This is a genomic window from Lysobacter yananisis (assembly GCF_031199375.1).
Taxonomy (GTDB): Bacteria; Pseudomonadota; Gammaproteobacteria; order Xanthomonadales; family Xanthomonadaceae; genus Lysobacter; species Lysobacter yananisis.
The window spans coordinates 5,594,470-5,621,216 of sequence record NZ_CP133568.1 but is presented as its reverse complement, the minus strand read 5'-3'; the positions used below and the strand labels follow the sequence as shown (position 1 = coordinate 5,621,216).

Genomic DNA, 26,747 nt, shown 5'->3' with positions numbered 1-26,747 from the left:
AATGTTGGTGAACGGCCACGGCGCGCGCCGGGGGCGGATTTCAGGCGACGGATCGAGGCGGCGACGCCCGGCATTTTCGGGAGCAGGCGGATGAGAGTGGACCCTTACGGCAACCAGGCCCGGGGCGGGCGGCGCGGGTTCGGCGGATTCCGCTGGTGGATCCTGTTGCTGTTCGGCCTGTACGCGGCGTGGTCGTGGTTCGGCAGCGCCAAGACCGATCCCTACACCGGCGAGACCGCGCACTACGGCACCAGCGCCGACGAGGAAGTGCAGCTCGGCGAGCAGGCCTTCGTGCAGGTGCTCAACGACGCCAACTCGCAGCGCGCGCTGCTGCCGTCGAGCGCGCCGCAGAGCCAGGCGGTCAGCCAGATCGCCCAGCGCCTGATCGACAAGGTGCCGCAGGTGACACAGGCGCTGGCGAAACAGAACAACCAGGAAGCGCCGACCGACTACCGCAGCTTCAAGTGGAGCGTGGCGGTGATCAACTCGCAGGAGGCCAACGCCTTCTGCCTGCCCGGCGGCAAGATGGCGGTCTACACCGGCCTGTTCCCGGTGACCCAGAACGACGACGCGCTGGCGGTGGTGATGGGCCACGAGATCGCCCACGCGCTGTTGCGCCACGGTTCGCAGCGCATGGCCCAGCAGAAGCTGGTGCAGCTCGGCCAGGTCGCCGCGGGCGCCGCGGTCGGCGGGATGGACCCGCAACAGCAGCAGATGATCATGGGCGCGCTCGGCGCCGGCGCGCAGTACGGGCTGGTGTTGCCGTACGGGCGCAACCACGAGACCCAGGCCGACAAGGTCGGGCTGATGCTGGCCGCGGCCGCGTGCTACGACCCGCGCCAGGCGGTGCCGCTGTGGCAGCGCATGTCCCAGCTCGGCGGCGGGCAGCGGCCGGCGGAATTCGCTTCGACCCATCCGGACCCGGCCAACCGCATCCAGGCGCTGCAGCAGCTGATGCCGGCGGCGCTGGAGTTCTATCAGGCCAATTGCGCGAACAAGCCGCTGGCTGCGCGCTGAGGCGGGGCGTCGCCGCGACGGCCGCCACAAGCACCAACGAGACAACCATCGCCGTCATTCCGGCGAAAGCCGGAACCCATTTTGATCTTGCGGTTGTTTTTGCTTGCCGCGATGGAGCCTGAAGCAACAGCAAAGTCAAAATGGGTTCCGGCTTTCGCCGGAATGACGGCAATGAGGCAACGGTGCGGTGAGGCAACGGTGCGGTGAGGCAACGGTGCAAGGACGCGACGACGCAGGCGGCGGACGAGGCGAGTGAACGCGGCCGCGTCGAAGCGACTTCGCGACGGCGCCCGAATCCGGCCGCTCAAAAACTCATGAACAAGCCGCCGTTGACCGGAATGTTCGCGCCGGTGATGAAGCCGGCGTCGTCCGCGGTCAGGAACTCCACCGTGCGCGCGATCTCGCTCGGCTTGCCCAGCCGCCCGACCGGTACCGACTCGACGATCTTGCTGCGGATCTCTTCCGGCACTGCCGCCACCATCGCCGTCTCGCAATAGCCCGGCGAGACCGAATTCACCGTCACGCCCTTGCGCGCGACCTCGCGCGCCAGCGCCATGGTGAAGCCGTGCATGCCGGCCTTGGCCGCGCAGTAGTTGGTCTGGCCGAACTGGCCGGTCTGGCCGTTGACCGAGCTGATGTTGACGATGCGGCCGAAGCCGCGCCCGGCCATCGCGTCCACGGTGTGCCGGCACAGGTTGAACACGCCGTCGAGATTGACGTTGAGCACCTCGTCCCAGGCGCGCTTGTCCATCTTGCGCAGGCTGCCGTCGCGGGTGATGCCGGCGGCGTTGACCAGGATGTCGATGCCGCCGTCGCGCCCGGCGATGCGTTCCACCGCCGCGCCGCAGTCGTCGAAGTCGCCGACGTCGGCGGCTTCGAAGCGGATGTCGTGGCCTTGGGTCAGCTGCGCGAATTCGGCGATGCGCTGCGCGCGCGCGCCCAGGTCCAGCGCGATCACGCGGCGGCCGGCGCGAGCCAGGGCCAGGCAGATCTCGCTGCCGAGCCCGCCGATGCCGCCGCTGACCACGGCGATGCGTTTTTCCATGCGATTACCCCAAGCGAAGGCGCGCCCGCGATGAAGGCGCTTAGCGGTCGGACGATGCCGTCAGGGCCGGCGATGCGGCGACGGCGCGCGGGCGCGGGTCTGCGCGAGCGCTGGCGAGTGGTGGAGCGCCGCTGCGCGCGTGGCGCGGCGGCAGCGGCGTCCTCCCCAGGACGCCGGCCCGCGCGCGCCCCGGCGCACGCGGACGCAGGCGCGGCTCAACGCTCGCGCTTGCCGGGTTCGGTGCCGCCGGGGCCGGGGCCGGGCTTGGGCTTGGGCGTGACCGGCTGGCCGACGCTGCCCGACAGGTTCTGCTGGAATTCCTTCCACATGTTGAGGTTGCGCTCGGTGAGCTGGTTCATCATCGCCCACGGCGTCTGCCCGAGCATGCCGCCCATCTGGTTGCGGAACTGCTGCTGCTGGTCGAGGAACAGCTGCATCGAGCGCTCCAGGTAGTTGCCCATGAAGCCCTGCAGCGAATCGCCGTAGAAACGGATGATCTGGCTCAGCAACTGGGTCGACAGCACCGGGTCGCCGTCCTGTTCGTGCTCGGCGATGATCTGCAGCAACACCTGCCGGGTCAGGTCGTCGCCGGAGCGGGCGTCGCGGACTTCGAACTCCTCGCCATCCACGATCAGCTGGCGCACGTCTTCGATGGTGATGTAGCTGGAGATCTCGGTGTCGTAGAGACGACGGTTCGGATACTTCTTGATGACGCGAGTCGAGGCCATTGAGCTTTGGCTCTAAAAACGTGGTGCCTTGCAGCATGGCGCAGGGCGGCGGGCCTTGCAACAGTTGGCGGGAACGGCGCCCGGCGGGCATCGCGGCGGCTCAGCCGGCGCTCGCGCGCGGGTCGGCGGAATTCCCTGAAAAACGCGGAAAATGGCCGTGCGGCACGGTCGTGCGGACGCGCGCGCGGCGGACGGGAGCGGGGATGTACGGTTCACGATGGCGGCCGTTGCGCGGCCTTCGCCGCGTCGGTTGCGCGGACTGCCGCTTGCGGCGCAAGACCTGAACGGGGCTGCGGCGCGGGCGGCCGAAGCGGGCGTGCGCTGCGCGCGCCTGGGATCGAAGTTCGCCGGAGCGAGTTACACGGCTCGGCGCCTGCGATCGAAGCGTGTCGCAGGCAGCGCGTGTCGCAGCGGGAGCGAGCGACCGGCCGCGGCGAGCGCGGCCGGTCCGCAGCGACGGCGGCCCGTCACCAACCCATGTACTGGCCGCCGTTGGCCGAGAGGTTGGCGCCGGTGATCCAGCCGGCTTCGTCGGGGATGAAGAAGCCCACCGCGTAGGCGATCTCTTCCGGCGTGCCGAGGCGGCCGGTCGGGATCTGGGCGATGATCTTGTTGCGCACGTCCTCGGGCACCGCCATGACCATGTCGGTGCCGATGTAGCCCGGCGACACCGTATTCACGGTGATGCCGAACTTGGCGTTTTCCTGCGCCAGCGAAATGGTGAAGCCGTGCATGCCGGCCTTGGCCGCGGCGTAGTTGGCCTGGCCGTACTGGCCTTTCTGGCCGTTGATCGAGCTGATCTGCACGATCCGGCCCCACTTGCGCTCGCGCATGCCCTCGATCACCGGACGGGTGACGTTGAAGCAGGAGTTGAGGTTGGTGTCGATGACCTCGGTCCACTGCTGCGGCGTCATCCGGTGGAAGGTGGTGTCGCGGGTGATGCCGGCGTTGTTGACCAGGATGTCGACCGGGCCGAGTTGGCGTTCGACCTCGCGCACCAGCGCTTCGGCGTGCTCGGGCGAGGCCACGTCGCCGTGGGCGATGGCGACGTCGAAACCCTGTTCCTTCATCTGCGCCTGCCAGGCGCGCCCCTTGGCCTCGTCTCGATAGTTGGTCGCGACCTTGTGCCCCAACTTGGCGAGGCGCTGGACGATCGAGGTGCCGATGCCACCGGTACCGCCGGTGACGAGTGCAACGCGTGACTGCATATGCTGAGCTCTCCATGGCCGCAAAAGGGCGGTCGCGTACCGATTCTAGACAGCATTGGCGTCGGGATCGTTGTGCATCGCGGCGAGACCTGAAGCGGTCTGCGGAATCTGTGCCGGATTGAACGAATCGCGCGCCGCGCGCAGCAGTTGCGTGACAGTTTCCACCGCAACCAGCGCCCGCGCGTCCTGCCCGAGCGCGGCCCAGGCGGCGCGCAGCGCCGGCAGCGGATCGGCCGGGTCCAGCGGATGGGCGGCCTCGGACTTCGACAGCTTGCGGCCGTGCGCGTCGAGCAGCAGCGGCAGGTGGGCGTAGCGCGGCGTCGGTAGGCGCAGCGCGCGTTGCAGCAGGATCTGGCGCGCGGTGGAATCGAGCAGGTCGGCGCCGCGCACCACATCGGTGACGCCTTGTTCGGCGTCGTCGACCACCACCGCCAACTGGTAGGCCCAATGGCCGTCGGCGCGGCGCAGGACGAAGTCGCCGACCTCGCGCGCCACGTCCTGGCGCTGGCGGCCGAGCAGCAGGTCGTCGAATTCGACGACCGCGCCGTCGGCGACGCGCAGGCGCACCGCCGGCTGCGGCGCGGCGTGGCCGGGGCGCGGGCCGTGGGCCACGCAGCGCCGGTGCACGCCGCCGCTGGCGGCCAGGTCGCTGCGGCTGCAGTGGCAGGCGAAGGCCAGATCCTGCGCGAGCAGGCGATCCAGCGCGGCCTGGTATTGCGCATGGCGCCGGCTCTGGCGCAGCACCGGCAGGTCGCTGTCGAGGCCGAACGCGGCCAGCGCGTCGAGTTGGCGCTGCGCGGCGCCGGGAACTTCGCGCGGCGGGTCGAGGTCTTCGATACGCACCAGCCATTCGCCGCCGGCGCGCCGCGCCAGCAACCAACTGGCGAACGCGGCCAGCAGCGAACCGGCGTGCAGGTCGCCGGTGGGCGAGGGCGCGAAGCGGCCACGATACGCGCGCGCTGCGGCGTCGCTGTCGCCGTTGTCGCCGCCGCCGATGGAATGTTTATGTCCGGACAATGAACGAAAACCCGTGGCGCTGCGGTGGTCGTGCGGATTCTCGTTGAATTAACGCGCGCTTCGCCACATTTCCACATCAACGGCGTCGGCCAGACCGGCGCCATGCCCACGCAGGGCACGCCCGACAGGGATCGTCGAACACCAGGGCCGCGCGGGCGCGCGGCTCCGTCGCCAGGGTCGCGCGCAGCGGCTCCAGCGCCCAGACGAAGACGATAAGACCATGTTCAAACGCATAGCCCTGTTCCTCGCCACCAACCTGGCCGTCCTGGTCCTGCTCGGCATCGTCATGTCGGTGCTGCAGAACGTGTTCGGCATCCGCCTGGGCAACAACGGCGCGATCCTGGTCATGGCCGCGGTGTTCGGTTTCGGCGGTTCGTTGATCTCGCTGCTGATGTCCAAGTGGGTGGCCAAGAAATCCACCGGCGCCTACGTGATCGAGCAGCCGCGCAACGAGACCGAGCAGTGGTTGGTTAGCACCGTGCGCCGCCAGGCCGAGGCCGCCGGTATCGGCATGCCGGAAGTGGCGATCTACGACGCGCCGGAAATCAACGCCTTCGCCACCGGCGCCAACCGCAACAATTCGCTGGTCGCGGTCTCCACCGGCCTGATCCGGGCGATGACCCGCGACGAGGCCGAGGCGGTGCTGGCGCACGAGGTCAGCCACGTCGCCAACGGCGACATGGTCACCATGGCGCTGATCCAGGGCGTGCTCAACACCTTCGTGCTGGTCGCCGCGCGTATCGTCGGCGGCTGGATCGACGCGATGATGAGCGGCAACCGCGAGGGCGGCGGCCGCGGCCTGTTCTACTTCGTCACCGTGTTCGCGCTCGACATCGTGTTCGGCCTGCTCGCCAGCATGATCGCGATGGCGTTCTCGCGTTACCGCGAGTTCCGCGCCGACGCCGGCGGCGCGCGCCTGGCCGGCCGCGACAAGATGATCGCCGCGCTCAAGCGCCTGTCGCTGACCTACGGCGAGAGCACCCTGCCGAACCAGGTCCAGGCCTTCGGCATCAGCGGCGCGGTCGGCCACGGCCTGTCCAAGCTGATGCGCAGCCATCCGCCGCTGGAGGAGCGCATCCAGGCCCTGATCGACGCTCCGCAGGAGCGCGCCAGCGGCTCGGCCGTGGTCCGCTGATCGCCGCGGACCGCGCAACGAAAAAGCCCGCCGACCGGCGGGCTTTTTCTTTTTCGGCTTGCGGGCTTTTCGAAGGAAGCCGGCCCGGAGAGAGCGGATCTGCGAGCGCGGCCAACCGGGCCTTTCCGATTCCGCGCTCGCGACCTTACTGGAAGTCGTAATCCATCTCCGGCCCCGCCGCCGCCAGGAAATGCCCCTGCGCGTAGTCGATCCCGGCCGCGAACAGCAGGCTCATGCTGGCCGCGTCCTGGACGAACTCGGCGATGGTCTGCCGGCCCAGTTCGCGCGCCTTCTCGGCGATCTCGCGCACGCGCTGCTGATGGTCGGGGTGGCTGGTCAGGTCTTCCATGTAGCCGCGGTCGATCTTGAGGAAGGCCGCGTCGAAATGGTTGAGCAACTGGAACGAATTGAGCCCAGCACCGAACTGCTCCAGCCCCACGCGCACGCCGTAGTGATAGACCCGCGACTGGAACTCCTGCGCCGCGCGCAGGTTGGTGAACACCTTCGACTCGGGCAGCTGCAGCACCAGCAGCTTGCCGTCGGCGCCGTGCTTAGCCAGTTGTTCGACGATGTGCTGCTGCAGGCTCTCGTCCTGCAGCGAGGCCTGGGTGATCTTGACCAGCAAGGTGGTGCGCTTGCCCTGGCGCATGCGCTCGCCGATCACCTGGATCGCCTTGCCGACGACCCAGCGGTCGATCTCCCACAGCAGGCCGTGTTCCTCGGCTATCTGCAGGAACGACAGCGGCTGGACCAGCTCGCTGCCGTCGTCCGGACCCGCGCTCTGCATGCGCAGGTAGGCCTCGTACATCTCGATCGGCTCGCCGTGCAGGTTGATCAGCGGCTGGTAGTTCATGACGAAGCGGTCGGCGTCGAGCGCGTCGCGGATGCGCGCGACCCAGGCGGCGATGCGCTCTTCCTCGGCGCGGTCGGCCGCGCCGGGGTCGAACAACTCGCTGCGGTTGCCGCCGATGTCGGCCGCCGACTGCAGGCATTGGCTGGCCTTGCCCAGCACCGCGGTGACGCTGGCGATCTTCTCGCCGATCTGCACGCCGCCGATGCTGGCGGTGGCGCTCAGGGCGAGCTGGCCGGCTTCGATCACGCGTTCGGAGAACGCCGCGCGCAGCCGCTCGGCCAGGTCGGAGGTGTGCTGGTGGTCGCTGCGCAGGGTCAGCACCGCGAACTGGTGCTCGCCGAAGCGCGCGGCGACGTCGTCGGCGCCGATCGCCTCGCGCAGGCGCTGGCCGCAGGCGGCGATCAGCTGGTCGGCCTGGTCCAGGCCGATTTCCTGCAGCAGTTGGTTGTAGTGGTCCGGCTCGACCAGCAGCAGGCCGTGGTGGGCGTCGCCGTGGGCGGCGTCGGCGACCGCGTCCTCGAGCTGGCGCAGGAAGGTCGCGCGGTTGAGCAGGCCGGTGACCTGGTCGCGCTGGCGCAGCGCTTCGACCTCGCGCGCCAGTTCCGGGTCGATCTCCTGCCGGCGCAGCACCACCTGCAGGCAGTGCTCGCCCTCGTAGGTGGCCGGAGTGAATTCCATCACCGCCGGGAATGCGTTGCCGTCGAGGGTGCGGGCCTGGGTCTCGTAGCTCGGCGGCGGCGGCTCGCCCTTGCTGAGCTGCTTGAGCAGTTGCTTGAAGCCGTCGACCTGGCCGGGCGCGACCAGGTCGAGCAGGGACATGCCCTCGATGTCCTCGAACGATTCGAAGCCGAACATCTCCAGGTACGCCGCGTTGGCGCGGATGTGCATGCCTTCGTGGATATAGGCGATGGGATCGCGCGAGGAGTCGATCAGCGCGTCGCAGCGGCGCTCGGTCTCGCGCACCTGGGCCTCGAGCTTGCGCAGCGAGCGGCGCGCTTCCAGGTCGGCCCATTCCGAGCGCACCCGGTGCTGCAGGTGGCCGATGTTGGAGCGCAGGACGATGCCGCGCGCGCCGATCTCCATGATCCCGAGCAGGGCGGTCTCGTCGACGGCTTCCATCATCACCAGCACCGGCAAGTCCTTGCCGCTGGCGTCGACCGCCTGCATCAGCTTGGCCAGCGAGACGTGGCGCGAGTTGCGCGCGGCCAGGACCAGATCCGGCGGGTGCTGCAGGATCAGCGCGGCCAGCTCCTGTTCGCTTTCCGGGCGCGTGGGCCGCACCGCGATGCCGCTGTTGCGCAGCGCGCTGACGATGGCTTCGGCCGCCTCCACGCTGTCGTCGACGATCAGCAAGCGCAGCACCATGTCTTTGCCGAATTGCATTCACCACCTCCGTGGGCCGGTTTTATGACACGAAGCGCCGGCCTCGTCCACGCGGGGACGAGAATCTGTGACCTGTTGTAGGGTTCGAACACGCCACGGATGCGAAGCTGATCGACTTTGCGCGCGCGCCAAGCCGCAACCTGCGGCGTTCCCCATCAAACCCCAGCCAGATTACAACCTTACAACGGACGCTTGCCCGGGTCGCCTGCCACTTCGCGCACCAGCTTGGGCACCAGATACCCCGACAGGCGCGCGGCCAGGGCCCGGTGCAGCGCGCGCGCGTCCTCGTCGGCGACTTCGAAGTGGGCCGCGCCCTGCACGCGGTCGAGCTGGTGCAGGTAGTAGGGCAGCACGCCGGCCTGGTGGCTGCGCTCGCTCAGCGCGGCCAGCGCCTCGACGCTGTCGTTGACGCCGCGCAGCAGCACCGCTTGGTTGAGCAAGGTCGCGCCGGCGTCGCGCAAGCGCCGCATGGCGGCGTCTACCGACGCGTCGAATTCGTTGGCGTGATTGGCGTGCAGCACCACCGCGACCGGCCACGGCAGCGCCGCCAGCCACGCCGTCAGCGCCGCGTCGACGCGTTCGGGCAGCACGATCGGCAGGCGAGTGTGCACGCGCAGGCGCTTGAGGTGCGGCACCGCTTGCAGGGCGTCGGTGAGTTCGGCCAGCTTCGGCGTGGCCAGCGACCAGGGGTCGCCGCCGGACAGGATCACCTCGTCGATGTCCGGATCGGCGGCGATCGCCGCCACCGCCTCGCGCCAGCCGGCCGCGGCCGCGGTCTCCTCGGCGTAGGGGAAGTGGCGGCGGAAGCAGTAGCGGCAGTTCACCGCGCAGCTGCCGGTGGCGATCAGCAGGGCGCGGCCGCGGTACTTGCGGATCACCCCGTGGCCGGCCTTGGCCGCGCCGTCGCCGACCGCGTCCAGGTCGAAACCGGGCATCGGCCGCATTTCCTCGTCCAACGGCAGGACCTGGCGCAGCAGCGGGTCGGCCGGGTCGCCGGGGCGCATGCGCGCGACGAAGCCGCGCGGGACCCGCAGCGGGAACTGCGCCGCGGCCTGGGCGGACACGCCCAGCGCGCGCGGGTCCAGCCCCAGCAGGCCCAGCAGCTCGCCCGGGTCGCGCACCGCGTCGCGCCACAGCGCCTGCCAGCGCGGCGGCGCGGCGGCGCCCTGGGCGGGGGCCGGGTGCGAGAGGGGATGCGCAGCAGGTATCATGCGGGGCTAGCCTTCAGGGTTCCGATCGCGGTGCCCGGGTCCCGCAGCGGCGGTTTCGCCGCGGACGGGGCCGGCGCAGCCCGACATTCTAGCCTTCCCCGCGCCGCCTGGCGGCCGCGGGGCCGCGTCCGGTCCCGGACGGGGGCCGGCGCGGGAGCGGCGCCGACGACGGCGGCTGGACGTCCGCGGCCCCGCGCCGCGACGGCCGGAACCTCATTCACCGACACAAATCAATTCGCAGGGAGTTTCACCATGGCCACCCTTGGCATGAACGACGTGAAGAACGGTCAGAAGATCCTGGTCAACAACGATCCGTGCATCATCACCGAGACCGAGTACGTCAAGCCGGGCAAGGGCCAGGCGTTCACCCGCGTCAAGTACCGCAGCATCAAGTCCGGCCGCGTGGTCGAAATGACCATGAAGGCGACCGACAGCGTAGAGCAGGCCGACGTGGTCGATACCGACATGCAGTACCTGTACTCCGACGGCGAGTACTGGCACTTCATGAACCAGGAGTCGTTCGAGCAGGTGCAGGCCGACAAGGCCGGCATGGCCGGCGCCGACAAGTGGCTCAAGGGCGAGGAAGAGTGCGTGGTGACGCTGTGGAACGGCACCCCGATCGCGGTCCAGCCGCCGAACTTCGTCGAACTCAAGATCGTCGAGACCGATCCGGGCGTGCGCGGCGACACCTCCGGCGGCGGCGGCAAGCCGGCGACCCTGGAAACCGGCGCGGTGGTGCGCGTGCCGCTGTTCGTCGGCCAGGAAGAAGTGATCAAGGTCGATACCCGCTCGGGCGAGTACGTCAGCCGGGTGAAGTGACGCATCGGCCCGTGGCCGCCTTGGCGGCCACGGCTTTGCCGATGCGTCATCCTGGCGAAAGCCAGGATCCATTTTGCTGTTGCGGTTGTTTTTGCCTTTGTCGTTTCCAGGCAAGAAAAGCGACGGCAAAATGGATTCCGGCTTTCGCCGGAATGACGGTTTTGGAGTCGCGCGGTTTCGAGGTGGTGCGGCGGAGCTGCGCGGCTAGCGTCGCGATCCACACACAACCCGCTCCCGCGCCAGCGCCAGCGCCAGCGCCAGCGCGACGAGCCGCGACACCCAAGGCGACACCCGAACGCGGCCGGCACCTGTGGCCGCGTTTTCGCAACACCCGGCCGGCCCGGCCACGGGACGGCGTCCCCCATGCGGCCCGAACACCGGCCCAAACCAGCGAGCAGCGCCGATGACCTCCGAACTCCAGCCCGTTCCCTGCGACCTGTCCATCGAAGCGGGCTGGGTGGTGCCGGTCGAGCCGCATGCGGTGGTGCTGGAGCATCATGCGGTGATCGTCGACAAGGGCGTCATCGCCGACGTGCTGCCGATCGCCCAGGCGCGCCAGCGCTACGCGCCGGCGCAGACCGTCAGCCGGCCCGAGTCGGCGCTGATCCCGGGCCTGGTCAACGCCCACACCCACAATCCGATGACCCTGCTGCGCGGCATCGCCGATGACCTGCCGCTGATGGAATGGCTGCAAGGCCACATCTGGCCGGTCGAGGCGGCGGTGATCGGGCCGCAGTTCGTCGAGGACGGCATCGCCCTGTCGATCGCCGAGATGCTGCGCGGCGGCACCACCTGCGCCAACGAGAACTACTTCTTCCCCGACGTGCAGGCCGCGGTCTACAAGCGCCACGGCTTCCGCGCCCGGGTCGGCCTGCCGGTGATCGATTTCCCGACCGCCTGGGCCAAGACCTCCGACGAATACTTCGACCGCGCCGGCGAGGTCCACGACCTGTGGCGCGACGACGCGCTGGTCGCGACCGCGTTCGCGCCGCATGCGCCGTACACGGTCAGCGACGCGAACTTCGAGCGCATCCGCATGTTGGCCGACCAGTTGGATCTGCCGATCCACCTGCACACCCACGAGACCGCGCAGGAGATCGCCGATTCGATCAAGCAGTACGGGCAGCGTCCTTTGGCGCGCCTGGATCGGCTGGGCTTGGTCAGCGACCGCCTGATCGCGGTGCACATGACCCAGCTCACCGACGCCGAGATCGAGCTGTGCGCGCAGCGCGGCGTCAGCGTGGTGCATTGCCCCGAATCCAACCTCAAGCTGGCCTCGGGCTTCTGTCCGGCCTGCAAGCTGCATCACGCCGGGGTCAACCTCGCCATCGGCACCGACGGCTGCGCCAGCAACAACGATCTGGACATGTTCGGCGAGACCCGCACCGCGGCGATCCTGGCCAAGGCGGTGGCCAACGACGCCAAGGCGCTGGACGCGTTCAGCGCGCTGCGCGCGGCCACCCTCGGCGGGGCCAAGGCGCTGGGCTTCGACGCCAAGATCGGTTCGATCGAGGTCGGCAAGCAGGCCGACCTGGTCTGCGTCGACCTGGGCCAGCTGGAGACCCAGCCGGTGCACCACGTGGTCTCGCAGCTGATCTACGCGACCGGCCGCCACCAGGTCGGCGACGTGTGGATCGCCGGCAAGGCCAAGCTGCGCGAGCGCGTGCTGGTCGACATGGACGCCGCCGCGCTGGTCGCCAACGCGCGCCAGTGGCGCGAGCGCATCGCCGCGATCGCGCGGTGAGCGCGACGGGGCGGTAGCCGCGACGCGAACCGCGATGGTCCGCACGGCCTGCGGCGCTGCGACGCAGTGCGTTCACGCCGGTGGCTGCGGACCTGCTTCACACTAGGCACACGGCACACCGGCCGCGCGCACCGCGCGCGCGGCGACAGAACGAGCAGGCAGGCATGAGCAGCGCAGCAAGCAACGCACCGCACGAGAACGGCGCCGACGGCGCCCCCGGCCGCGACAACTTCAGCCAGGCCGAACTGGACAAGTTCGGCGCCCTCGCCAACCGCTGGTGGGACCCGCAGGGGCCGCAGAAGCCGCTGCACGCGCTCAACCCGGTGCGGTTGGACTACGTGGCCCGGCGTGCGCCCTTGCGCGACGCGCTCGCGCTCGACGTCGGTTGCGGCGGCGGCTTGCTGAGCGAGGCGCTGGCCGCGTCCGGCGCCCAGGTCACCGCGATCGACCTCGCGCCGGAACTGATCAAGGTCGCCAAGCTGCACCGCCTGGAGACCGGGGTCGGCGTCGATTACCGGCTGCAATCGGTGGAGTCGCTGGCGCAGGAGATGCCGGCGCGCTTCGACCTGATCACCTGCATGGAAATGCTCGAACACGTGCCCGACCCGCGCGCGATCGTGCGCGCCTGCGCCGCCGCGCTGAAGCCCGGCGGGCGCCTGTTCCTGTCGACCTTGAACCGCACCCCGGCCGCGTTCGCGCTGGCGATCGTCGGCGCCGAGTATCTGACCCGGCTGGTGCCGCGCGGCACCCATCAGTACCGCGACTTCATCAAGCCGTCCGAACTGGCCGGGTGGCTGCGCGAGGCCGGCCTGCAGCTGGAGGACGTCAGCGGCCTGATGTACGAGCCCTGGCGCAACGCCGCGCGGATCGTCCCGCGCGCCGACGTGAACTACCTGGTCTGCGCGTTCAAGCCCGCCGACGCCCAGGACGCCGCGGCATGAGTGCGACGCCCGCGGCCGCCTTTCCGCAGGCGGCGTTGTTCGACCTCGACGGCACCTTGCTCGACAGTGCGCCGGACATGCTCGCCACCGCCAACGCGATGCGCGCCGCGCGCGGGCGCGGGCCGATGCCGCTGGAAGCGCTGCGTCCGCACGTGTCCAAGGGCGCGCGGGCGATGCTCGGCGCGGCCTTCGCCGACGTCGATGCGGGCGAACGCGAAACCTGGGTGCCCGAGTTCCTCGACACCTACGAACGCGAACTCGGCCTGCACGGGGCGCCGTTCCCCGGCGTGGAAGCGATGCTGGCGGCGCTGGAGGCCGCGGGCCGGCCGTGGGGCATCGTCACCAACAAGCCCGAATACCTGGCGCGCAAGCTGATGCCGCTGCTGGGCTGGGACACCCGTTGCGCGGTGCTGATCGGCGGCGACACCCTGGCCGCGCGCAAGCCCGACCCGCTGCCGCTGACGGTGGCCGCGCAGCGCATCGGCGTCGAGCCGGGCGCCTGCGCCTACGTCGGCGACGACGAGCGCGACATCCTCGCCGCGCGCGCCGCCGGCATGCCCTCGGTGGTGGCGCTGTGGGGCTACCGGCTGGAAATGGACGATCCGATCGCCTGGCAGGGCGACGTCCTGGTCGACGATCCGGCCGCGCTGGCCTTGGCGGACGCCTGGCCGGCGGCGCGATGAAGGCCGCCATGAACGCGCCCGCCGCCGAGGACCCGCCGCACCAGCATCCCGCCCCGGGCCAGCCCGCCCCGGGCCAACCCGTCCAGGGCCAGCCCAATCAGGAGCAGGCGCTGCAGGACTTCGCCGGCAAATGGCGCGCGCGCTGGCCGGAATGGTCGGTGGCCGAAGTCTTCGTGCCGCGCGCCCAGCGCGGGGTCGCGGTGGCCTGGGCGGCGCTGCAGCAGGAACTGACCGACGCGGCCTGGGGCGGCACCGACGCCTTGCCCGGCGAGGCCAAGCTCGGTTGGTGGATGGAAGAACTGCAAGGCTGGCGCCAGGGCCGGCGCCGGCATCCGCTCGGCTTGGCCCTGCAGCGCCAGGACGCGCCGTGGGCGGCGCTGGCCGCGAGCCTGCCGGGCCTGCGCGACAGCCGCGAACGCCCCGGCGACCGCGGCGAGGCCTTCGACGGCCTGCTGCCGCTGGCCCAGGCCTGCGCGGCGATCGACGCGGCCTTGTTCGACCCGGTGCCCGGGCAACTGCCCGAGACGGCGGTGCCGGCGATCCAGTCCTCGCTGCTGGAGGCCCGGCTGGTGCTGCAGGGCGACGCGGCGGTGCCGCTGAGCGTGGTCGCGCGGGCGATGGCGCGGCCGGGCGAGGGCGCGGCGGTGGAATGGAGCCGCGAACTGCTGGCGCAGTGGCCCGAGCGCTTCGGCGCGACCGTGCCGCGACGGCTGTGGACCGCGCTGGCGCACACCCGCCTACAGCGCGGCGACGCGGCCCGGCCGCTGTCGCCGTGGACCGCGCTGCTGGCGGCCTGGCGCGGCGCCCGCAACTGACCGTTGCAGGGCGGGGCCGGGGCAGGCCGGGGCGCCCCCGGTAGAATGGCGAGGTTGCGTAACCCCCACGCGCCCCCACTTTCAGCGTTGTGAATACTCCTTTCGTACCCACTCGTTCGAGCCTGCCCGATGTCGCCTTCGACGCCGCCGCCGCGGCGCGTCCGCTGGACTGGGTCGGCATGTCCCATATCGCCCTGCCGCTGCGCATCGCCGGCGCCGACGGCGCCGTCATCCAGGTGCCGGCCTCGGTCGACGTCGCGGTCAACCTGCGCGACGCCAACGCCCGCGGCATCCACATGTCGCGCATGTACCTGCACCTGCAGAACGCTTTCGCCAGCGAGTCGGTCACCCCGGCCGGCCTGCGCCGGGTGCTGCAGAGCCTGATCGAAGGGCAGGGCGGCATCTCCAGCGCCGCGCGCCTGGTCCTGCGCTACGAGCAGCTGCTGCTGCGTCCGGCCCTGGCCAGCGCCAACGCCGGTTGGAAGCGCTACCCGGTCGAGATCGACGCGCGGCTGGTCGACGGCCACTTGCAGCTCGGGCTGCGCTTCGCGGTCGAATACTCCAGCACTTGCCCGGCCTCGGCGGCGCTGTCGCGCCAGCTCAACGCCGAGCGCTTCGTCGCCGATTTCGCCGCCGCCCACCCGCTGTCCACCGCGGTGGTCGGCGAATGGCTGGCCTCCGAGCGCGGCCTGGCCGCGACCCCGCACGCCCAGCGCAGCCGCGCCGACGTGCGCGTGGAGCTGCGCCCGGCCTTCGACGAACTGCCGCTGACCGCGCTGATCGACGCGCTGGAAGCCGCGCTCGCCACGCCGGTGCAGACCGCGGTCAAGCGCGAGGACGAGCAGGCCTTCGCCCGCCTCAACGCCGAGAACCTGATGTTCTGCGAAGACGCCGCGCGCCGGGTCGCTGCGGCGCTGTCGGCGGATCCGCGGATCGAGCGCTTCGACGCCGAAGTAGCGCATTTCGAAAGCCTGCATGCGCACGACGCGGTCGCGCGCGTGACCGGACACGGCGCGCGCGAGTAAGCGCGCCGGACGCATCGACGGCGGCCGCGACGACTGCGTCGTGGCCGCTTCGTCCTCGAGCCCGCGCGCGCCGATGCCGCGTGCGCAGCGCCGGCATCGAAGCGCCGGCATCGAACCGTATCGACTGTAGCGCCGGATAGCGAAACGCCGGTCCGCACCGGGCTGCGCGCGAAAAACGGCGGCCTGGAATCAAGCGGCCTTGGCGCCCCGAACAAGGCCGCGCCGCGCTCGCCATCGCCGCGCGATCGCCGCCGCCAACTGTCGTTTTTGCCGGCGGCGGCACCGGGGCGCGCCGGTGTAGGATCGCGGCCGAAGCCGGCCGCGTGGCGCGGCAATGCGCGGAGGCGTGTGCGCCAGCACAATTTCAAGGTGGAAACCGTGATCGCCCCCTGCACCGGAATGCAGCCCCCTTGGGCTATGCTCGGCACAGCAGACTGGTGACCGGAAGGGGCATGGGGACACCCTGGCGTGGTAGCTGGCGCGGCTGGATGGCCGTGCTCGCGTTGTGGGCGGTGGCGACGATCGCGTCGGCGCAGTCCATCGTCCTGCCTCCGGTCGCCGCGATGTCCGCGGCCGCTGCGTCGGCCGGCGCGGCCGTGCCCGCGCCTTCGTCCGAACCGCTCGTCGCCAAGCCGCTGCTGTCCGCGGCGCTGGCCGCCGCCGCCGCGCCGCCTTCCGCCGCGCAGGCCGCGCGCGAAGCCTTCGATCCCGCCGGCTACCGCGCGCCGTCGCTGAGCCTGTCGCGGCTGGCCCAGGGCGACCCGGTGCCGGCGCGGGTGTTGGCCGGCGAGTTCGACGGCCGTTTCGAGGCGGTGTCCGGCAACCTGGTCTGGGGCAGCAAGGGCGAGCCGCGCTGGTGGCGGATCGTGGTCAACCAGGACGTGGACCCCGCGGTCGCCCCGCAACTCACCATCGACCGGCCCTCGCGGCGCGAGATCGAACTGTGGCGGCCCGGCGACGAACTGCCGCTGCGGCGCTCGATCTACGGCCCCGACATCGATCTCAACCACTCCACCCGGATGATCGTGTTCCCGCTGCCGAAGGGGCTGCGCAAGGGCGACGCGCTGTACCTGCGCATGCTCGCCGCCGACGTGCTGTCGTCGCAGGTGGAGGTCGAGCCGCTGGCCAAGGTCCAGCGCGAGGACATGATGCACGTCGGCCTGCGCAGCGTGGTGCTGACCGCGATGGGCGTGGTCGCGGTGCTGGCGTTCGGGTTCTGGATCGGCCTGCGCGAGCGCGGCTACGCCTACCTCGGGCTCACCTTGATCCTGCAGATACTGACGTTGACCTCCGACGGCGGCGAGATGCGGGTGGTGCCGTGGCTCAAGGACATAGCCCCGGACACCCGCACCAACATCGTGCTGACCACGGCCGCGGTGCTGGCGAGCATCCGCTTCCTGATCTTCTTCCTCGGCCTGCGCACGACCCAGCCGCGCGTGACCCGGGCGCTGGACTGGTGCAGCTACTCGCTTGGCGCGCTGATCGTGGTGAGCCTGTTCCGCACCTGGAAGTACAGCGCGCTGTACGGCAACCTCAACCTGCTGCTGGTGCTCGCGCTGATCCTCTACGCGACCGTGGTGGCGGTGTGGCGACGCCAGCGCGAGGCCTATTTCCTGCTGCTGGCGTGGCTGCCGCTGATGGTGTTGCTGGTGATCCTGGTCGGCGCCAACCACGAGTGGTGGCCGGAGTTCGCCTGGCTCGAATACACCTTCCCGGTCGGCCTCGCGTTCGGCGGCCTGGGCCTGCTGCTGGGCCTGACCTCGAAGCTGCAACAGTTGCGCCGCGACCGCGACACCGCCAACCGCCTGGCCACCTACGACAGCCTGACCGGGGCGATGACCCGCGCGGCGATCTCGCAGAGCCTGCGCAGCGCGGTGGAGAGCGCGCATCGCTCGCAGCGGCCGCTGTCGGTGGTGTTCTTCGACATCGACCACTTCAAGCGCATCAACGACGAGCACGGTCACCGGGTCGGCGACGAGACCCTGCGCATCGTCGCCCTGCGCACGCGCAACCGCTTGCGCGCCTACGATCTGTTCGGCCGCTACGGCGGCGACGAGGTGCTGGTGGTGCTGGCCGACACCTACCTGCGCGACGCGGCGCGGGTGGCCGAGCACCTGCGCGAATCGGTCAGCGGCAGCCCGCTGTCGATCGACGGCCGCCTGCTGCCGGTGAGCCTGAGCCTGGGCGTGGCCGAACTGCAGCCGGGCGAGACGCCCGAGCAACTGCTCGAACGCGCCGACGCGGCCTTGTACGCGAGCAAGTCCGCCGGCCGCGACCGGGTCACCGCGCACGGCAGCGAGAGCGAACACGAGGTGGTCTCTTGACCCCCGAAGGCGGCGCCGTACCGGTGCCGCTGCGGACCGGCGACGTCCTGCTGCTGCGAGCGCGCGGCCCGCTGGCGGCGCTGACCGCGTGGTTCGGCGAGAGCCGCTTCGACCACGTCGCCCTGGTCGGGCGCGCGGGCTACCTGATCGAAACCGGCCCCGGCGGGGTGGTCGAGCGCGCGCTGGCCGAGCGCCTGGCCGACCCGGAGCTGATCGAAGCGCAGGCGCGGCGCCCGCTGGCGGCGCAGCGGCCGTTGCAGGACGCCGACCGCATCGCCGTGCTCGCCCACGCCCTGTCGCTGCGCAGCCCGGCCTTCGCCGGCGATCCGCTGGCCGCGCTCGGCCGCGCCGCGGCCCTGCGCGACCGCGCGTTGCCCGACTCGGCCCCGCTGCGCGCGGTGCTGTGCGAAGCGCTGCTGCACGCCGCCGGCGACAACGCCGGGGCGATGAGCGCGAGCGAATTCGTCTACCGCTGCCTGGCCGAAAACCCGGCGCAACCGCGCGCGTGCCTGGCGCCGCTGCTGCCGGCCGCATCGCCGCCGGCGCTGGCGTTTCCCGAACTGGACTGGGAGGCGTTGTGGCGGCAAGTCGCGCCGTGGCTGCGCGCGCCGCGGCGCGAAGCCTTGGGCATGGACGCAGGCGGCGCCATCGCCGCCGGTCTCGCCGCCGGCCCCGAGCAACTCGAACACGCCCAGGCCCTGGCGCGCCAGCGCCTGGGCTTGATGGAGCGCGGCAACGCCTTGCTCGCGCACGCCGGCCCGCGCCAGCCCAACCCCAAGTGCGTGCGCCTGCGCGAACTGGAACAGTCGCCGTCGCTGCAACCGCTGGCGACGTTGCGCGAACCTGCCGCGTAACGCTGGCGGCGCCTGGCTGGTTCCCTGTAGCAGCGGCGCAAGCTGCGACCGCGCCAATGCAATGTCGATCAGTGCTGCCGGTAGCCGCTAGAACCGCGCCGCAGCGCATTCGGACTTTCGGAGCGACCTGTAACCCCGCGGTCGCGGCTCGCGCCGCTCCTACAGGGCGAGCCCGATGCCGGCGATCTACCTGTAGGAGCGGCGCAAGCCGCGACTGCGACAATGCAACGTCGACGAATGCTGTCGCAGCCGCTCGAACCGCCGCCACGCATCCGGAATTTCGGCGCGACCTGCCACCCCGCGGTCGCGGCTCGCGCCGCTCCTACAGGGCGAGCCCGATGCTGGCGATCTACCTGTAGGAGCGGGGCAAGCCGCGACCACGACAATGCAACGTCGACGCTTGCTTCCGGCAGCCGCTAGAACCGCGCCGCAGCGCATTCGGACTTTCGGAGCGACCTGTAACCCCGCGGTCGCGGCTCGCGCCGCTCCTACAGGGCGAGCCCGATGCCGGCGATCTACCTGTAGGAGCGGCGCAAGCCGCGACTACGACAATGCAACGTCGACGCTTGCTGCCGGCAGCCGCTAGAACCGCGCCGCCGACTCAGTGCTTTCGGCCCACGACGCTCAAGGCGCGGTTTTCGCCCGCTCCAGCACCAGCAGCGGATCGATCCGCACGTCGAACCAGTTCATGCCCCAATGCAGGTGCGGCCCGGTCGCGCGGCCGGTCGCGCCGACCGCGCCGATGACCTGGCCCTGGGCGATGCGGTCGCCGACCTTGGCGTCGATCCGCGACAGGTGCAGGAAGTTCGAGCTGATGCCGTGGCCGTGGTCGAGCAGCACGGTGCCGCCGGTCAGGTACAGGTCCGGGGCGGCGAAGGTGATCACGCCGGCGGCCGGCGCTTTCACCGGCGTGCCGGTGGGCGCGGCGATGTCCATGCCGGAATGGCCGGAGCCCTTCTTGCCGTTGTACACGCGCTGGTTGCCGAAGCGGCCGCTGATGCGGCCCTGCACCGGCCACTGGAACGGCTGGGCGAAGTCGGGGCGTTCGTCGTCGCGCGCGCGCGCGGCGGTCACCTGGGCCTGTTCGCGCTCGATCCGCGCGGCGATCTCCGGCGGCGGATTGACCGTCTTGGGCGGGACGCCCTGGATGTATTCGGTCGGAAAGTCGCGCGGCGTCACCGCGATGGCCGCGCGTTGCGGCGCGCCGCCGGGCGCCTGCACTTCGACGCTGAGCGGGCCGGTCGCGTCGCGGCCGACGCCGAACACCACGCTGCCGTACGGCGTGACCCGCAACTGCCGGCCGCCGTAGCGCACCACGCTGCCGGGCGGGACCTTGCCGATCACCATCGCGCCCTGCGGCACCGAAGCGGGAAACACCGTGCGCGCATCGGCGCTCGCGCTAGCGGCGGGCGCGGTCTCGGCGGGCGTGTCCGGGATCGTGCCGGACGCGACCACCTGCGCCGACGCCGACGCGACCGGCGCCAGCGTCGCGGCCGCAACCGTCAGCGCGGCCGCGCGCAGCGCAATCCTCATCGGGCGAACGCCAGGCGCTGGCCGTTCGGCGCGCCGACCAGCGACACGCCGTCCCAGGCCAGCTGCCCGTTGACCCAGGTCGAAGCGATGCGGCTGCGGAAGGTGCGGCCCTCGAACGGCGACCAGCCGCACTTGGACAGCACGTCCTCGCGCGCCACCGTGTACGGCGCGTCGTCGATCAGCACCAGGTCGGCGAAATAGCCTTCGCGCAGGAAGCCGCGGTGCTCGACGTCGAACAGCTTGGCCGGCGCGTGGGCGAACTTGTCGACCACCTGCGCGGTGCTCAGCCGGCCTTCGTGCACCAGTTCCAGCGCCGCGTTGAGCGCGAACTGCACCAGCGGCAAACCGCTCGGCGCCGAGGTGTACGGACGCGCCTTTTCTTCCAGCGTGTGCGGGGCATGGTCGGTGGCGAGCACGTCGATCACGTCGCTGGCGACCGCGCGGATCAGCGCCTCGCGGTCGGCCGGGTCCTTGATCGCCGGATTGCACTTGATCAAATGACCGAGCTTCTCGTAATCGTCGCGGTCGAAGCGCAGGAAATGGATGCAGGTCTCGGCGGTGATGCGCTTGCCCTCGATCGGGCCGGGCTGGAACAGCGCCAGTTCGTCGGCGGTGCTGATGTGCAGCACGTGCAGGCGGGTGTTGTGCTTGCGCGCGAGCGAGATCGCCAGCTCGGTCGACTTCTTGCACGCCTCGCGCGAGCGGATGTCGGGATGGAAGCGCGCCGGAATGTCGTCGCCGTACTGCGCCTTGTAGCGCGCCAGCTCGGCGTCGATCATCGGCGTGTCTTCGCAGTGGGTGATGATCGGCGTCGGCACATCGCGGAAGATCGCGTCCAGGGTCACCGGATCGTCGACCAGCATGTTGCCGGTCGACGCGCCCATGAACACCTTCACGCCCGGCGCGGTGCGCGGGTCCAGCGACTGGATCGCGGCGAGGTTGTCGTTGCTGGCGCCGAGGTAGAAGCCGAAGTTGCCCCAGGCGCGACCGGCGGCGCGGCGGTACTTGTCTTCCAGCGCGGCCGCGTCGAGGGTCGGCGGGCTGGTGTTGGGCATGTCCATGAACGTGGTCAGCCCGCCGGCGACCGCGGCGGCCGATTCGGTGGCCATGTCGGCCTTGTATTCCATGCCCGGTTCGCGGAAGTGGACCTGGTCGTCGATCATGCCCGGCAGCAGGCGCCGGCCGCGCGCGTCGAGGACGGTCTCGCCGGCGCGCGCCGACAGTCCCGCGCCGATTTCGGCGATGCGTTCGCCGTCGATGCGCAGGTCGCCGTCGTACTCGCGTCCTTCGTTGACCAGGCGGGCGTTGACGATCAGGGTCGATGGCATGAGCAGTGTCCAGGGTCGGAGGCGGGGGAGGCGGCGGCGTCCTCGGTGCCGGGCACCGGGTCGTAGCCGCCGGGATGCAGCGGGTGGCAGCGCGCCAGCCGCTTGGCGGTGAGCCAGCTGCCCTTGAGCGCGCCGTAGTGCGCGATCGCCGTCATCGAATACGACGAACAGCTCGGGTGGAAGCGGCAGCGCTGGCCGAGCAAGGGGCTGATCCAGCGTTTGTAGCCGCGCAGCAAGACGAGGAGAAGGCGGGCGATCACGTTTCCTTAATGCCGGCAACGGTAGTGACGGTGCGGGGACGCAGCGTGGCGAAAGCCCCGCGCAGGGACGCATTTTACCCCCGCGATCGGCCATCGGCGGAGCCCGCGCGATGCGGTTGCCGAGGGTGCCCGGGCAGGGTATAACAGCGCGCTTTCCCCAAAACAAGGCAAGTGCAAGACGAAGGTCCGCCGCGGCGCGAAACGCAAAGCCGTGCCGTCCGGGCCGGGCGAAAACCGGCCGTGCGCCGGATTTCACTTGCGGTCATCGAGCGCATGTGCATTTGATGGCCGGGTGGGTCATGCTTGGCCCGCGATGCCGCCGGACCGCGTCCGTCGGCGCCCTCAGGGAATAGAAGGACAAGCCTGTCGTGGCAGTGAAAAAACCTGCGAAGAAGGCCGCCAAGGCCGTCAACAAGACCGTGAAGCCGGCCGCGAAGAAGGTGGCCAAGCCGGCACCGAAGACGGCGGCCAAGGCGCCGGCCAAGGTCGCGGCGAAGAAGGTGGCGGCCAAGGCGCCGGCCAAGGCGGCGAAGAAGACGGTCGCGGCCAAGCCGGTCGCGAAGAAGGCGGCTCCGGCGCCGGCCAAGAAGGCGCCGGCCAAGCCCGCGCCGGCCACGGCGAAGAAGCCGGCGGCCGCGCCCGCCGCGGCCAAGAAGGGCGCGGCGGCCAAGCCGCAGGTGCCGATCAAGGACACGAACAAGCCGCAGGTGCCGGTCAAGGATCCGCCGGCCAAGCAGGCGCCGACGAAGGATTCGGGCGCCAAAACGCCCAAGGCGGCGCCGGCAAAAGAGGCGCCGATCAAGGAAACCGCACTCGCCAAGGCCGGCGTTAAAAAAGTTGAAGCGAAATTGCCGCAAGCTGACAAGACGAAACCTGCGCAAGCCGCAGCCAAAACCCCACCGCAGTCTGTTCCGCCGGCCGCTCCGGCGTCCGCAGCGAAACAGGCCGACAGCATCATCTCCGACCAAAGCAAGAACACAGTGACCCAGACAGCATCCAGCAACCGTCCGGCCGGCAAGGTCGCCGTGGCGGTGACCACCAAGACGCCGGCCTCGCCCGCGCCGAAAACCAAGGTCAAGGTCGTTCCGTACAAGAACGATCCCACCACCGGCCGTCCGATCGTGCCGGAAGGCTACAAGCCGACCGCGGACGAGGAGTACATGAACCCGCTGCAACTCGAGTATTTCCGCCAGCGCCTGCTGCAATGGCGCGCGGATCTGGTCGAGGAGTCCAAGCAGACCATCGAGAACCTCAAGGACGAAGTGCGCGACGTCGGCGACGAGGCCGAGCGCGCCACCCGCGAGACCGAGAACTCGCTGGAACTGCGCACCCGCGACCGCTACCGCAAGCTGATCAGCAAGATCGACAGCACGCTCAAGCGGGTGGATTCGGGCGATTACGGTTTCTGCGTCGATACCGGCGAAGACATCGGCCTGGACCGCCTGGAAGCGCGTCTTACCGCCGAGCGCACGATCGACGCGCAAGAGCGTTGGGAGCACATGCAGAAGCAGATGGGCGACTGACCCATCGGCTCTCGGCATCGCGACGAAAGCCCGGCTTCGGCCGGGCTTTTTCGTTTTCGGCGGGGCGGGGGCCCGGGGGGGCGAGCGGCGGCGTAGGCGGTGGGCCGATCGGGCCGCGCCCACGTGCGCGCTTGCCGCCATTGCGGTGAACGCGGGCAGGGCTTTGGAGTCGTGTCGCGGTGAAGCCCCGGATGCCCGCGTTCGCGGGCATGACGGCAGGCGAGTGCCGTGGCAGCTGGGTTTCGCGGCAGTGGAGCGCGGCAGTGGTCGCGGCAGTGGAGTGTCGCGGCAATAGGAGGCGTGGCCGCGGGATGTCGCGACCGTGGGGTTTCGAGGCAGTGGCATGTCGCGGCAGCAGGGGGCCGCGGCGCAGCGCCAAGCCGTCATCCCCGCGAACGCGGGGATCCAGAGACTTCAGCGTCATGTCCCGGGGATGCCCCGGATTCCGCGTGCATCGCACTGGCGAGCGGGTTTTGCGCGCCATGTCCGGCAGCCGCGGCCGCGAACCGCCAGGATCGGTCCACGCCGCGCGCGCGTCGCGCAGGCACGCTGTCCTCTTTCCGCTGCCGGAGCCCGCCGTGAACGACCGCCCAGCCGACCCGCGCCACCTCGAATTCATGCGCCAAGCCCTGGCCCTGGCGCGCGCCAACGCCGCCGCCGGCGGCCGCCCGTTCGGCGCGGTGCTGGTGCGCGACGGGCAGGTGCTCGCGCGCGCGGTCAACCGCATCCTCGACACCGGCGACCCGACCGCGCATGCCGAACTGCTGGCGATCCGCGAGGCCGCGCACGCGCTCGGCGTGACCCGGCTGGAAGGCTGCACGATCTACGCCAGCGGCCATCCTTGCCCGATGTGCCTGGCGGCGATGCACCTGGCCGGGATCGAGGCCGCGTACTACGCCTATTCGAACGAGGACGGCGAACCGTTCGGCCTGTCCACCGCCGCGGTCTACGCGCAGATGGCGTTGCCGCCGGCGCGGCAGCGCTTGCCGCTGCGGCAGTTGCGGCCGGACGCGGAGGACGGCCTGTACGCGCAGTGGGCGCAGCGCGGCCGAGGCGCGCTGCGCGGGGAATGCGGCTAGGATGCCGCAACCGCCAGGAGAACCCGCACATGGAACAAGCCGTCCTGATCTTCGGTGTGTTGCTGGCGCTGGGCTGGAACGCCTTGCTGTTGTACTGGTCGCGCGGCTACTTGCGCTACGCCGCGGTGGCGATGTTCGCGCTGAACCTGCTGATCGGCTCGCCGCTGTTCGGCGTGATCGGCTGGAACCTGGCCAGCCAGGACGTCGATACGAATTACGTCGAGGGTTACGGCGACGTGCTGGTCGCCGTCATCGTGGGCCTGGCCAATGGCGTGGTGGCGCTGGTCGGCGCGATCGTGGTCGCGCTGCGCAAGGCGCCGGCCGCCGCGGCCAACGATACGCGTGAAAACCGGCGCGACCCGCCGCGCTGAGCGCCGACGCCGGCTTTACTGCAGATCGCGCAAATCCAGCCGGCGCAGCTTCGGCGCCAGCTTCGCGGTCGCGCCGACGACGGCCAGGGTCATGCAGCCGCCGAAGATCACCGACGGCACCAGCCCCATCAGCTTGGCCGCCAGCCCGGATTCGAACGCGCCCAGCTCGTTCGACGAGCCGATGAAGATGCCGTTGATCGACGACACCCGCCCGCGCATCTCGTCGGGCGTGGACAACTGCAGGATGGTCGAGCGCAGCACCACCGACACGCCGTCGCACATGCCCGACAGCATCAGCATCGCCGCCGACAGCCAGAACTCGCGCGACAGGGCGAAGCCGACGATGCACAGGCCGAAGCCGGCCACCGCCCACAGCAGCAGCCGCCCGGCGTGCTTCTGCGGCGGATGCCGGGCCAGCCACAGGCCCATCAGCACCGCGCCGGCGGCCGGCGCCGCGCGCAGCACGCCCAGCGCTTCGGGGCCGTAATGCAGCACGTCGTGGATGAAGGCCGGCAGCAGCGCGACCGCGCCGCCGAACAGCACCGAGAACATGTCCAGCGCCTGCGCGCCGAGCACGACCTGATTGTTGAACACGAAGCGCAGGCCTTCGCCGATGCTTTGGAACACCGGCGCGCGCTCGGCCGGCGGCGGCGGTTCGGTCACGCGCAGGCTGACGATGGCGATCGCCGCGGCCAGCGCGAACGCCGCCGCGACCAGATAGGCCGAGGTCTTGCCGCCCCAGGCGACCAGCACGCCGCCCAGCGCCGGCCCCATCACCAGTCCGGTCTGCATCACCACGCTGCTGACGCCCGCGCCGCGGGCGAAGTGCTCGCGCTTGAGCACGCGCGCGAACAGCGACATGTACACCGGCGACAGGAACGCGCGCACCACGCCGTTGATGGCGATGGCGGCGAAGATGGTGAAGGTGCCGATGCCGAACGCGCCGGCCGGCAGGGTGCCGCTGGCGACGCCGGCCAGCATCAGCGTGGTCACCAGCAGGCCCAGGCAGGCGAACATGCCGAGCTTGCGCCGCGGCAGGTGGTCGACCGCGTAGCCGGCGAACAGGGCGAAGCAGAAGTAGGGAACGACCTCGGTCAGGCCGATCATGCCCAGCGCGAGCGGATCGCGGGTGAGCTCGTAGACGTGCCAGCCGACGGTCACCGCGACGATCTGGTAGGACAGCATCGCCAGCAGGCGATAGACCAGCAGGCCGACGAAGCCGGGATTGCGCAGCAGTTGCGAGGCGCTGACCGGGCCGCCCGCGTCGGGGTCCTGGGGACGGTCGGCGCGGGCGGCGGCTTCGCTCACAAGCGGCGTTGGGCCTGGTCGCGGATGTAGGCCAGCAGCGCGGCCAGGCCGTTGCTGCGGGTCGGCGAGAGGTGCTTGGCCAGGCCGATGTCGGCGATGTAGTCGGCCGAGGTGGCGACGATCTCGGCCGCGCTGCGGCCCGAGTACACCCGCAGCGCCAGGTAGATCAGGCCCGAGACGATGGCCGAGTCGCTGATCGCGTGGAAGTCGAGCCGGGCGGCGTCGCCGTCGACCGCGATCCAGACCATCGACTGGCAGCCCAGCAGGCGGTAGTCCTCGGTCTTGTAGGCCTCCGGCAGGTCCGACAGCTTGCGGCCGAGGTCGATCAGGTACTGGTAGCGCTCGGACCAGTCGCCGAAGAAGGCGAACTCGTCGCGGATCGCGGCCTGGGCCTCGGCGGCGGTGGGTTCGAGCGGGAACGGCGAAGCGGGGAGGGCGGGGGCGTTCATCGGTTCGTTAGGTGGCGGCGCGGGTCGGGCGGGACAAGGGCCGGACGGGGCCGGATCGGGACGGACGGGCATGCGGCCCGGTTACGCAAAAATC

24 protein-coding genes are annotated in these 26,747 nt (G+C 70.7%); 13 read left to right on the top strand and 11 right to left on the bottom strand.

Going from position 1 to position 26,747, the window contains the following annotated elements; translation table 11 throughout:
• The first annotated feature begins 90 nt into the window (after positions 1 to 90).
• A complete protein-coding gene (locus tag RDV84_RS23025) occupies positions 91 to 1,017 on the top strand; it encodes a M48 family metallopeptidase (RefSeq protein WP_057947060.1) in 927 nt (308 codons plus the stop codon).
• Between the two features lie 304 nt (positions 1,018 to 1,321).
• Here RDV84_RS23025 and phbB (RDV84_RS23020) read toward each other — a convergent pair whose 3' ends face one another.
• The 4 genes from phbB (RDV84_RS23020) to gluQRS form a co-directional block, all read right to left on the bottom strand.
• Positions 1,322 to 2,062, bottom strand: a complete 741-nt coding sequence (phbB, locus tag RDV84_RS23020; RefSeq protein WP_309151748.1) for an acetoacetyl-CoA reductase — start codon at positions 2,060 to 2,062, stop codon at positions 1,322 to 1,324.
• Positions 2,063 to 2,277: 215 nt separating this feature from the next.
• Positions 2,278 to 2,790: a polyhydroxyalkanoate synthesis repressor PhaR gene (phaR, locus tag RDV84_RS23015; RefSeq protein ID WP_057947062.1), complete on the bottom strand. Its 513-nt coding sequence runs from the start codon at positions 2,788 to 2,790 to the stop codon at positions 2,278 to 2,280.
• A gap of 467 nt (positions 2,791 to 3,257) precedes the next feature.
• Positions 3,258 to 3,998, bottom strand: coding sequence for an acetoacetyl-CoA reductase (gene phbB / locus RDV84_RS23010; protein WP_078999711.1), 741 nt, complete (start codon positions 3,996 to 3,998; stop codon positions 3,258 to 3,260).
• 45 nt (positions 3,999 to 4,043) lie between these two features.
• The gene (gluQRS, locus tag RDV84_RS23005) at positions 4,044 to 4,994 is read right to left on the bottom strand and encodes a tRNA glutamyl-Q(34) synthetase GluQRS (RefSeq protein ID WP_309153767.1); all 951 of its coding nucleotides are present in this window, start codon (positions 4,992 to 4,994) and stop codon (positions 4,044 to 4,046) included.
• A gap of 241 nt (positions 4,995 to 5,235) precedes the next feature.
• On the opposite strand from gluQRS, the gene htpX reads away from it, so the two are divergent.
• Positions 5,236 to 6,150: a protease HtpX gene (htpX, locus tag RDV84_RS23000; RefSeq protein ID WP_309151747.1), complete on the top strand. Its 915-nt coding sequence runs from the start codon at positions 5,236 to 5,238 to the stop codon at positions 6,148 to 6,150.
• A 145-nt stretch (positions 6,151 to 6,295) separates the two neighbouring features.
• Here the strand turns inward: htpX and RDV84_RS22995 are convergent, their stop codons facing one another.
• Positions 6,296 to 8,386 (bottom strand): EAL domain-containing response regulator, encoded by a 2,091-nt coding sequence (locus tag RDV84_RS22995; RefSeq protein WP_057947065.1) that lies wholly within the window; start codon positions 8,384 to 8,386, stop codon positions 6,296 to 6,298.
• 179 nt (positions 8,387 to 8,565) lie between these two features.
• Positions 8,566 to 9,597 carry an EF-P beta-lysylation protein EpmB gene (gene epmB, locus RDV84_RS22990; RefSeq protein WP_250443440.1) on the bottom strand — a complete coding sequence of 344 codons (1,032 nt, stop codon included), beginning with the start codon at positions 9,595 to 9,597 and terminating at the stop codon, positions 8,566 to 8,568.
• A 252-nt stretch (positions 9,598 to 9,849) separates the two neighbouring features.
• Here epmB and efp point away from each other — a divergent pair, with 252 nt between their 5' ends.
• The 8 genes from efp (at position 9,850) to RDV84_RS22950 (ending at position 18,802) form a co-directional block, all read left to right on the top strand.
• A complete protein-coding gene (efp, locus tag RDV84_RS22985) occupies positions 9,850 to 10,416 on the top strand; it encodes an elongation factor P (protein ID WP_057947067.1) in 567 nt (188 codons plus the stop codon).
• A gap of 403 nt (positions 10,417 to 10,819) precedes the next feature.
• Entirely contained in the window at positions 10,820 to 12,160 is a 1,341-nt protein-coding gene (locus RDV84_RS22980; protein ID WP_057947068.1) for a TRZ/ATZ family hydrolase, read from the top strand.
• A gap of 164 nt (positions 12,161 to 12,324) precedes the next feature.
• Positions 12,325 to 13,101: a bifunctional 2-polyprenyl-6-hydroxyphenol methylase/3-demethylubiquinol 3-O-methyltransferase UbiG gene (gene ubiG / locus RDV84_RS22975; RefSeq protein WP_250443435.1), complete on the top strand. Its 777-nt coding sequence runs from the start codon at positions 12,325 to 12,327 to the stop codon at positions 13,099 to 13,101.
• Entirely contained in the window at positions 13,098 to 13,784 is a 687-nt protein-coding gene (locus RDV84_RS22970) for a phosphoglycolate phosphatase (protein ID WP_309151746.1), read from the top strand. Before ubiG ends, RDV84_RS22970 begins: the two co-directional genes overlap by 4 nt.
• A gap of 8 nt (positions 13,785 to 13,792) precedes the next feature.
• Positions 13,793 to 14,599 carry an isoprenoid biosynthesis enzyme family protein gene (locus tag RDV84_RS22965; RefSeq protein ID WP_309151745.1) on the top strand — a complete coding sequence of 269 codons (807 nt, stop codon included), beginning with the start codon at positions 13,793 to 13,795 and terminating at the stop codon, positions 14,597 to 14,599.
• A gap of 89 nt (positions 14,600 to 14,688) precedes the next feature.
• Positions 14,689 to 15,624 carry a GTP cyclohydrolase FolE2 gene (folE2, locus tag RDV84_RS22960; RefSeq protein WP_057947071.1) on the top strand — a complete coding sequence of 312 codons (936 nt, stop codon included), beginning with the start codon at positions 14,689 to 14,691 and terminating at the stop codon, positions 15,622 to 15,624.
• 452 nt (positions 15,625 to 16,076) lie between these two features.
• Positions 16,077 to 17,948: a sensor domain-containing diguanylate cyclase gene (locus RDV84_RS22955; RefSeq protein ID WP_309151744.1), complete on the top strand. Its 1,872-nt coding sequence runs from the start codon at positions 16,077 to 16,079 to the stop codon at positions 17,946 to 17,948.
• Complete coding sequence (locus tag RDV84_RS22950) at positions 17,945 to 18,802, top strand: hypothetical protein (protein WP_250443423.1); 858 nt, start codon at positions 17,945 to 17,947, stop codon at positions 18,800 to 18,802. The genes RDV84_RS22955 and RDV84_RS22950 overlap by 4 nt, the downstream gene beginning before the upstream one ends.
• A 624-nt stretch (positions 18,803 to 19,426) precedes the next feature.
• On the opposite strand, the gene RDV84_RS22945 is transcribed toward RDV84_RS22950, so the two are convergent.
• Genes RDV84_RS22945 through yidD form a run of 3 tightly spaced genes read right to left on the bottom strand, consistent with a single transcriptional unit; the run spans position 19,427 to position 21,923 of the window.
• Complete coding sequence (locus tag RDV84_RS22945; protein ID WP_309151743.1) at positions 19,427 to 20,335, bottom strand: M23 family metallopeptidase; 909 nt, start codon at positions 20,333 to 20,335, stop codon at positions 19,427 to 19,429.
• Positions 20,332 to 21,663 (bottom strand): dihydroorotase, encoded by a 1,332-nt coding sequence (locus RDV84_RS22940; RefSeq protein WP_309151742.1) that lies wholly within the window; start codon positions 21,661 to 21,663, stop codon positions 20,332 to 20,334. Before RDV84_RS22940 ends, RDV84_RS22945 begins: the two co-directional genes overlap by 4 nt.
• Positions 21,648 to 21,923 carry a membrane protein insertion efficiency factor YidD gene (yidD, locus tag RDV84_RS22935; RefSeq protein ID WP_057947076.1) on the bottom strand — a complete coding sequence of 92 codons (276 nt, stop codon included), beginning with the start codon at positions 21,921 to 21,923 and terminating at the stop codon, positions 21,648 to 21,650. Before yidD ends, RDV84_RS22940 begins: the two co-directional genes overlap by 16 nt.
• Before the next feature lie 368 nt (positions 21,924 to 22,291).
• Between yidD and dksA the strand changes: the two genes are divergently transcribed.
• From dksA to RDV84_RS22920, 3 genes are all read left to right on the top strand, one after another.
• Positions 22,292 to 23,446: an RNA polymerase-binding protein DksA gene (gene dksA / locus RDV84_RS22930; RefSeq protein WP_057947077.1), complete on the top strand. Its 1,155-nt coding sequence runs from the start codon at positions 22,292 to 22,294 to the stop codon at positions 23,444 to 23,446.
• Between the two features lie 578 nt (positions 23,447 to 24,024).
• Positions 24,025 to 24,525 (top strand): nucleoside deaminase, encoded by a 501-nt coding sequence (locus tag RDV84_RS22925; RefSeq protein ID WP_309151741.1) that lies wholly within the window; start codon positions 24,025 to 24,027, stop codon positions 24,523 to 24,525.
• A gap of 29 nt (positions 24,526 to 24,554) precedes the next feature.
• Positions 24,555 to 24,896 carry a hypothetical protein gene (locus RDV84_RS22920; RefSeq protein WP_078997931.1) on the top strand — a complete coding sequence of 114 codons (342 nt, stop codon included), beginning with the start codon at positions 24,555 to 24,557 and terminating at the stop codon, positions 24,894 to 24,896.
• 15 nt (positions 24,897 to 24,911) lie between these two features.
• Here RDV84_RS22920 and RDV84_RS22915 read toward each other — a convergent pair whose 3' ends face one another.
• Both RDV84_RS22915 and RDV84_RS22910 read right to left on the bottom strand, forming a co-directional pair.
• Positions 24,912 to 26,204, bottom strand: a complete 1,293-nt coding sequence (locus RDV84_RS22915; RefSeq protein ID WP_425606195.1) for an MFS transporter — start codon at positions 26,202 to 26,204, stop codon at positions 24,912 to 24,914.
• Positions 26,201 to 26,653 (bottom strand): SufE family protein, encoded by a 453-nt coding sequence (locus RDV84_RS22910; RefSeq protein ID WP_309151740.1) that lies wholly within the window; start codon positions 26,651 to 26,653, stop codon positions 26,201 to 26,203. The genes RDV84_RS22915 and RDV84_RS22910 overlap by 4 nt, the downstream gene beginning before the upstream one ends.
• Positions 26,654 to 26,747 lie beyond the last annotated feature (94 nt).

Coding starts and splice junctions, on each gene's coding strand:
- ubiG (WP_250443435.1), top strand. CDS start 12,325: ATGAGCAGCGCAGCAAGCAACGCACCGCACGAGAACGGCGCCGACGGC.
- RDV84_RS22995 (WP_057947065.1), bottom strand. CDS start 8,386: ATGCAATTCGGCAAAGACATGGTGCTGCGCTTGCTGATCGTCGACGAC.
- RDV84_RS22965 (WP_309151745.1), top strand. CDS start 13,793: ATGAACGCGCCCGCCGCCGAGGACCCGCCGCACCAGCATCCCGCCCCG.
- phbB (WP_078999711.1), bottom strand. CDS start 3,998: ATGCAGTCACGCGTTGCACTCGTCACCGGCGGTACCGGTGGCATCGGC.
- htpX (WP_309151747.1), top strand. CDS start 5,236: ATGTTCAAACGCATAGCCCTGTTCCTCGCCACCAACCTGGCCGTCCTG.
- efp (WP_057947067.1), top strand. CDS start 9,850: ATGGCCACCCTTGGCATGAACGACGTGAAGAACGGTCAGAAGATCCTG.
- RDV84_RS22940 (WP_309151742.1), bottom strand. CDS start 21,663: ATGCCATCGACCCTGATCGTCAACGCCCGCCTGGTCAACGAAGGACGC.
- RDV84_RS22980 (WP_057947068.1), top strand. CDS start 10,820: ATGACCTCCGAACTCCAGCCCGTTCCCTGCGACCTGTCCATCGAAGCG.
- RDV84_RS22910 (WP_309151740.1), bottom strand. CDS start 26,653: ATGAACGCCCCCGCCCTCCCCGCTTCGCCGTTCCCGCTCGAACCCACC.
- RDV84_RS22945 (WP_309151743.1), bottom strand. CDS start 20,335: ATGAGGATTGCGCTGCGCGCGGCCGCGCTGACGGTTGCGGCCGCGACG.
- epmB (WP_250443440.1), bottom strand. CDS start 9,597: ATGATACCTGCTGCGCATCCCCTCTCGCACCCGGCCCCCGCCCAGGGC.
- phaR (WP_057947062.1), bottom strand. CDS start 2,790: ATGGCCTCGACTCGCGTCATCAAGAAGTATCCGAACCGTCGTCTCTAC.
- RDV84_RS22970 (WP_309151746.1), top strand. CDS start 13,098: ATGAGTGCGACGCCCGCGGCCGCCTTTCCGCAGGCGGCGTTGTTCGAC.
- phbB (WP_309151748.1), bottom strand. CDS start 2,062: ATGGAAAAACGCATCGCCGTGGTCAGCGGCGGCATCGGCGGGCTCGGC.
- RDV84_RS22955 (WP_309151744.1), top strand. CDS start 16,077: ATGGGGACACCCTGGCGTGGTAGCTGGCGCGGCTGGATGGCCGTGCTC.
- RDV84_RS23025 (WP_057947060.1), top strand. CDS start 91: ATGAGAGTGGACCCTTACGGCAACCAGGCCCGGGGCGGGCGGCGCGGG.
- RDV84_RS22920 (WP_078997931.1), top strand. CDS start 24,555: ATGGAACAAGCCGTCCTGATCTTCGGTGTGTTGCTGGCGCTGGGCTGG.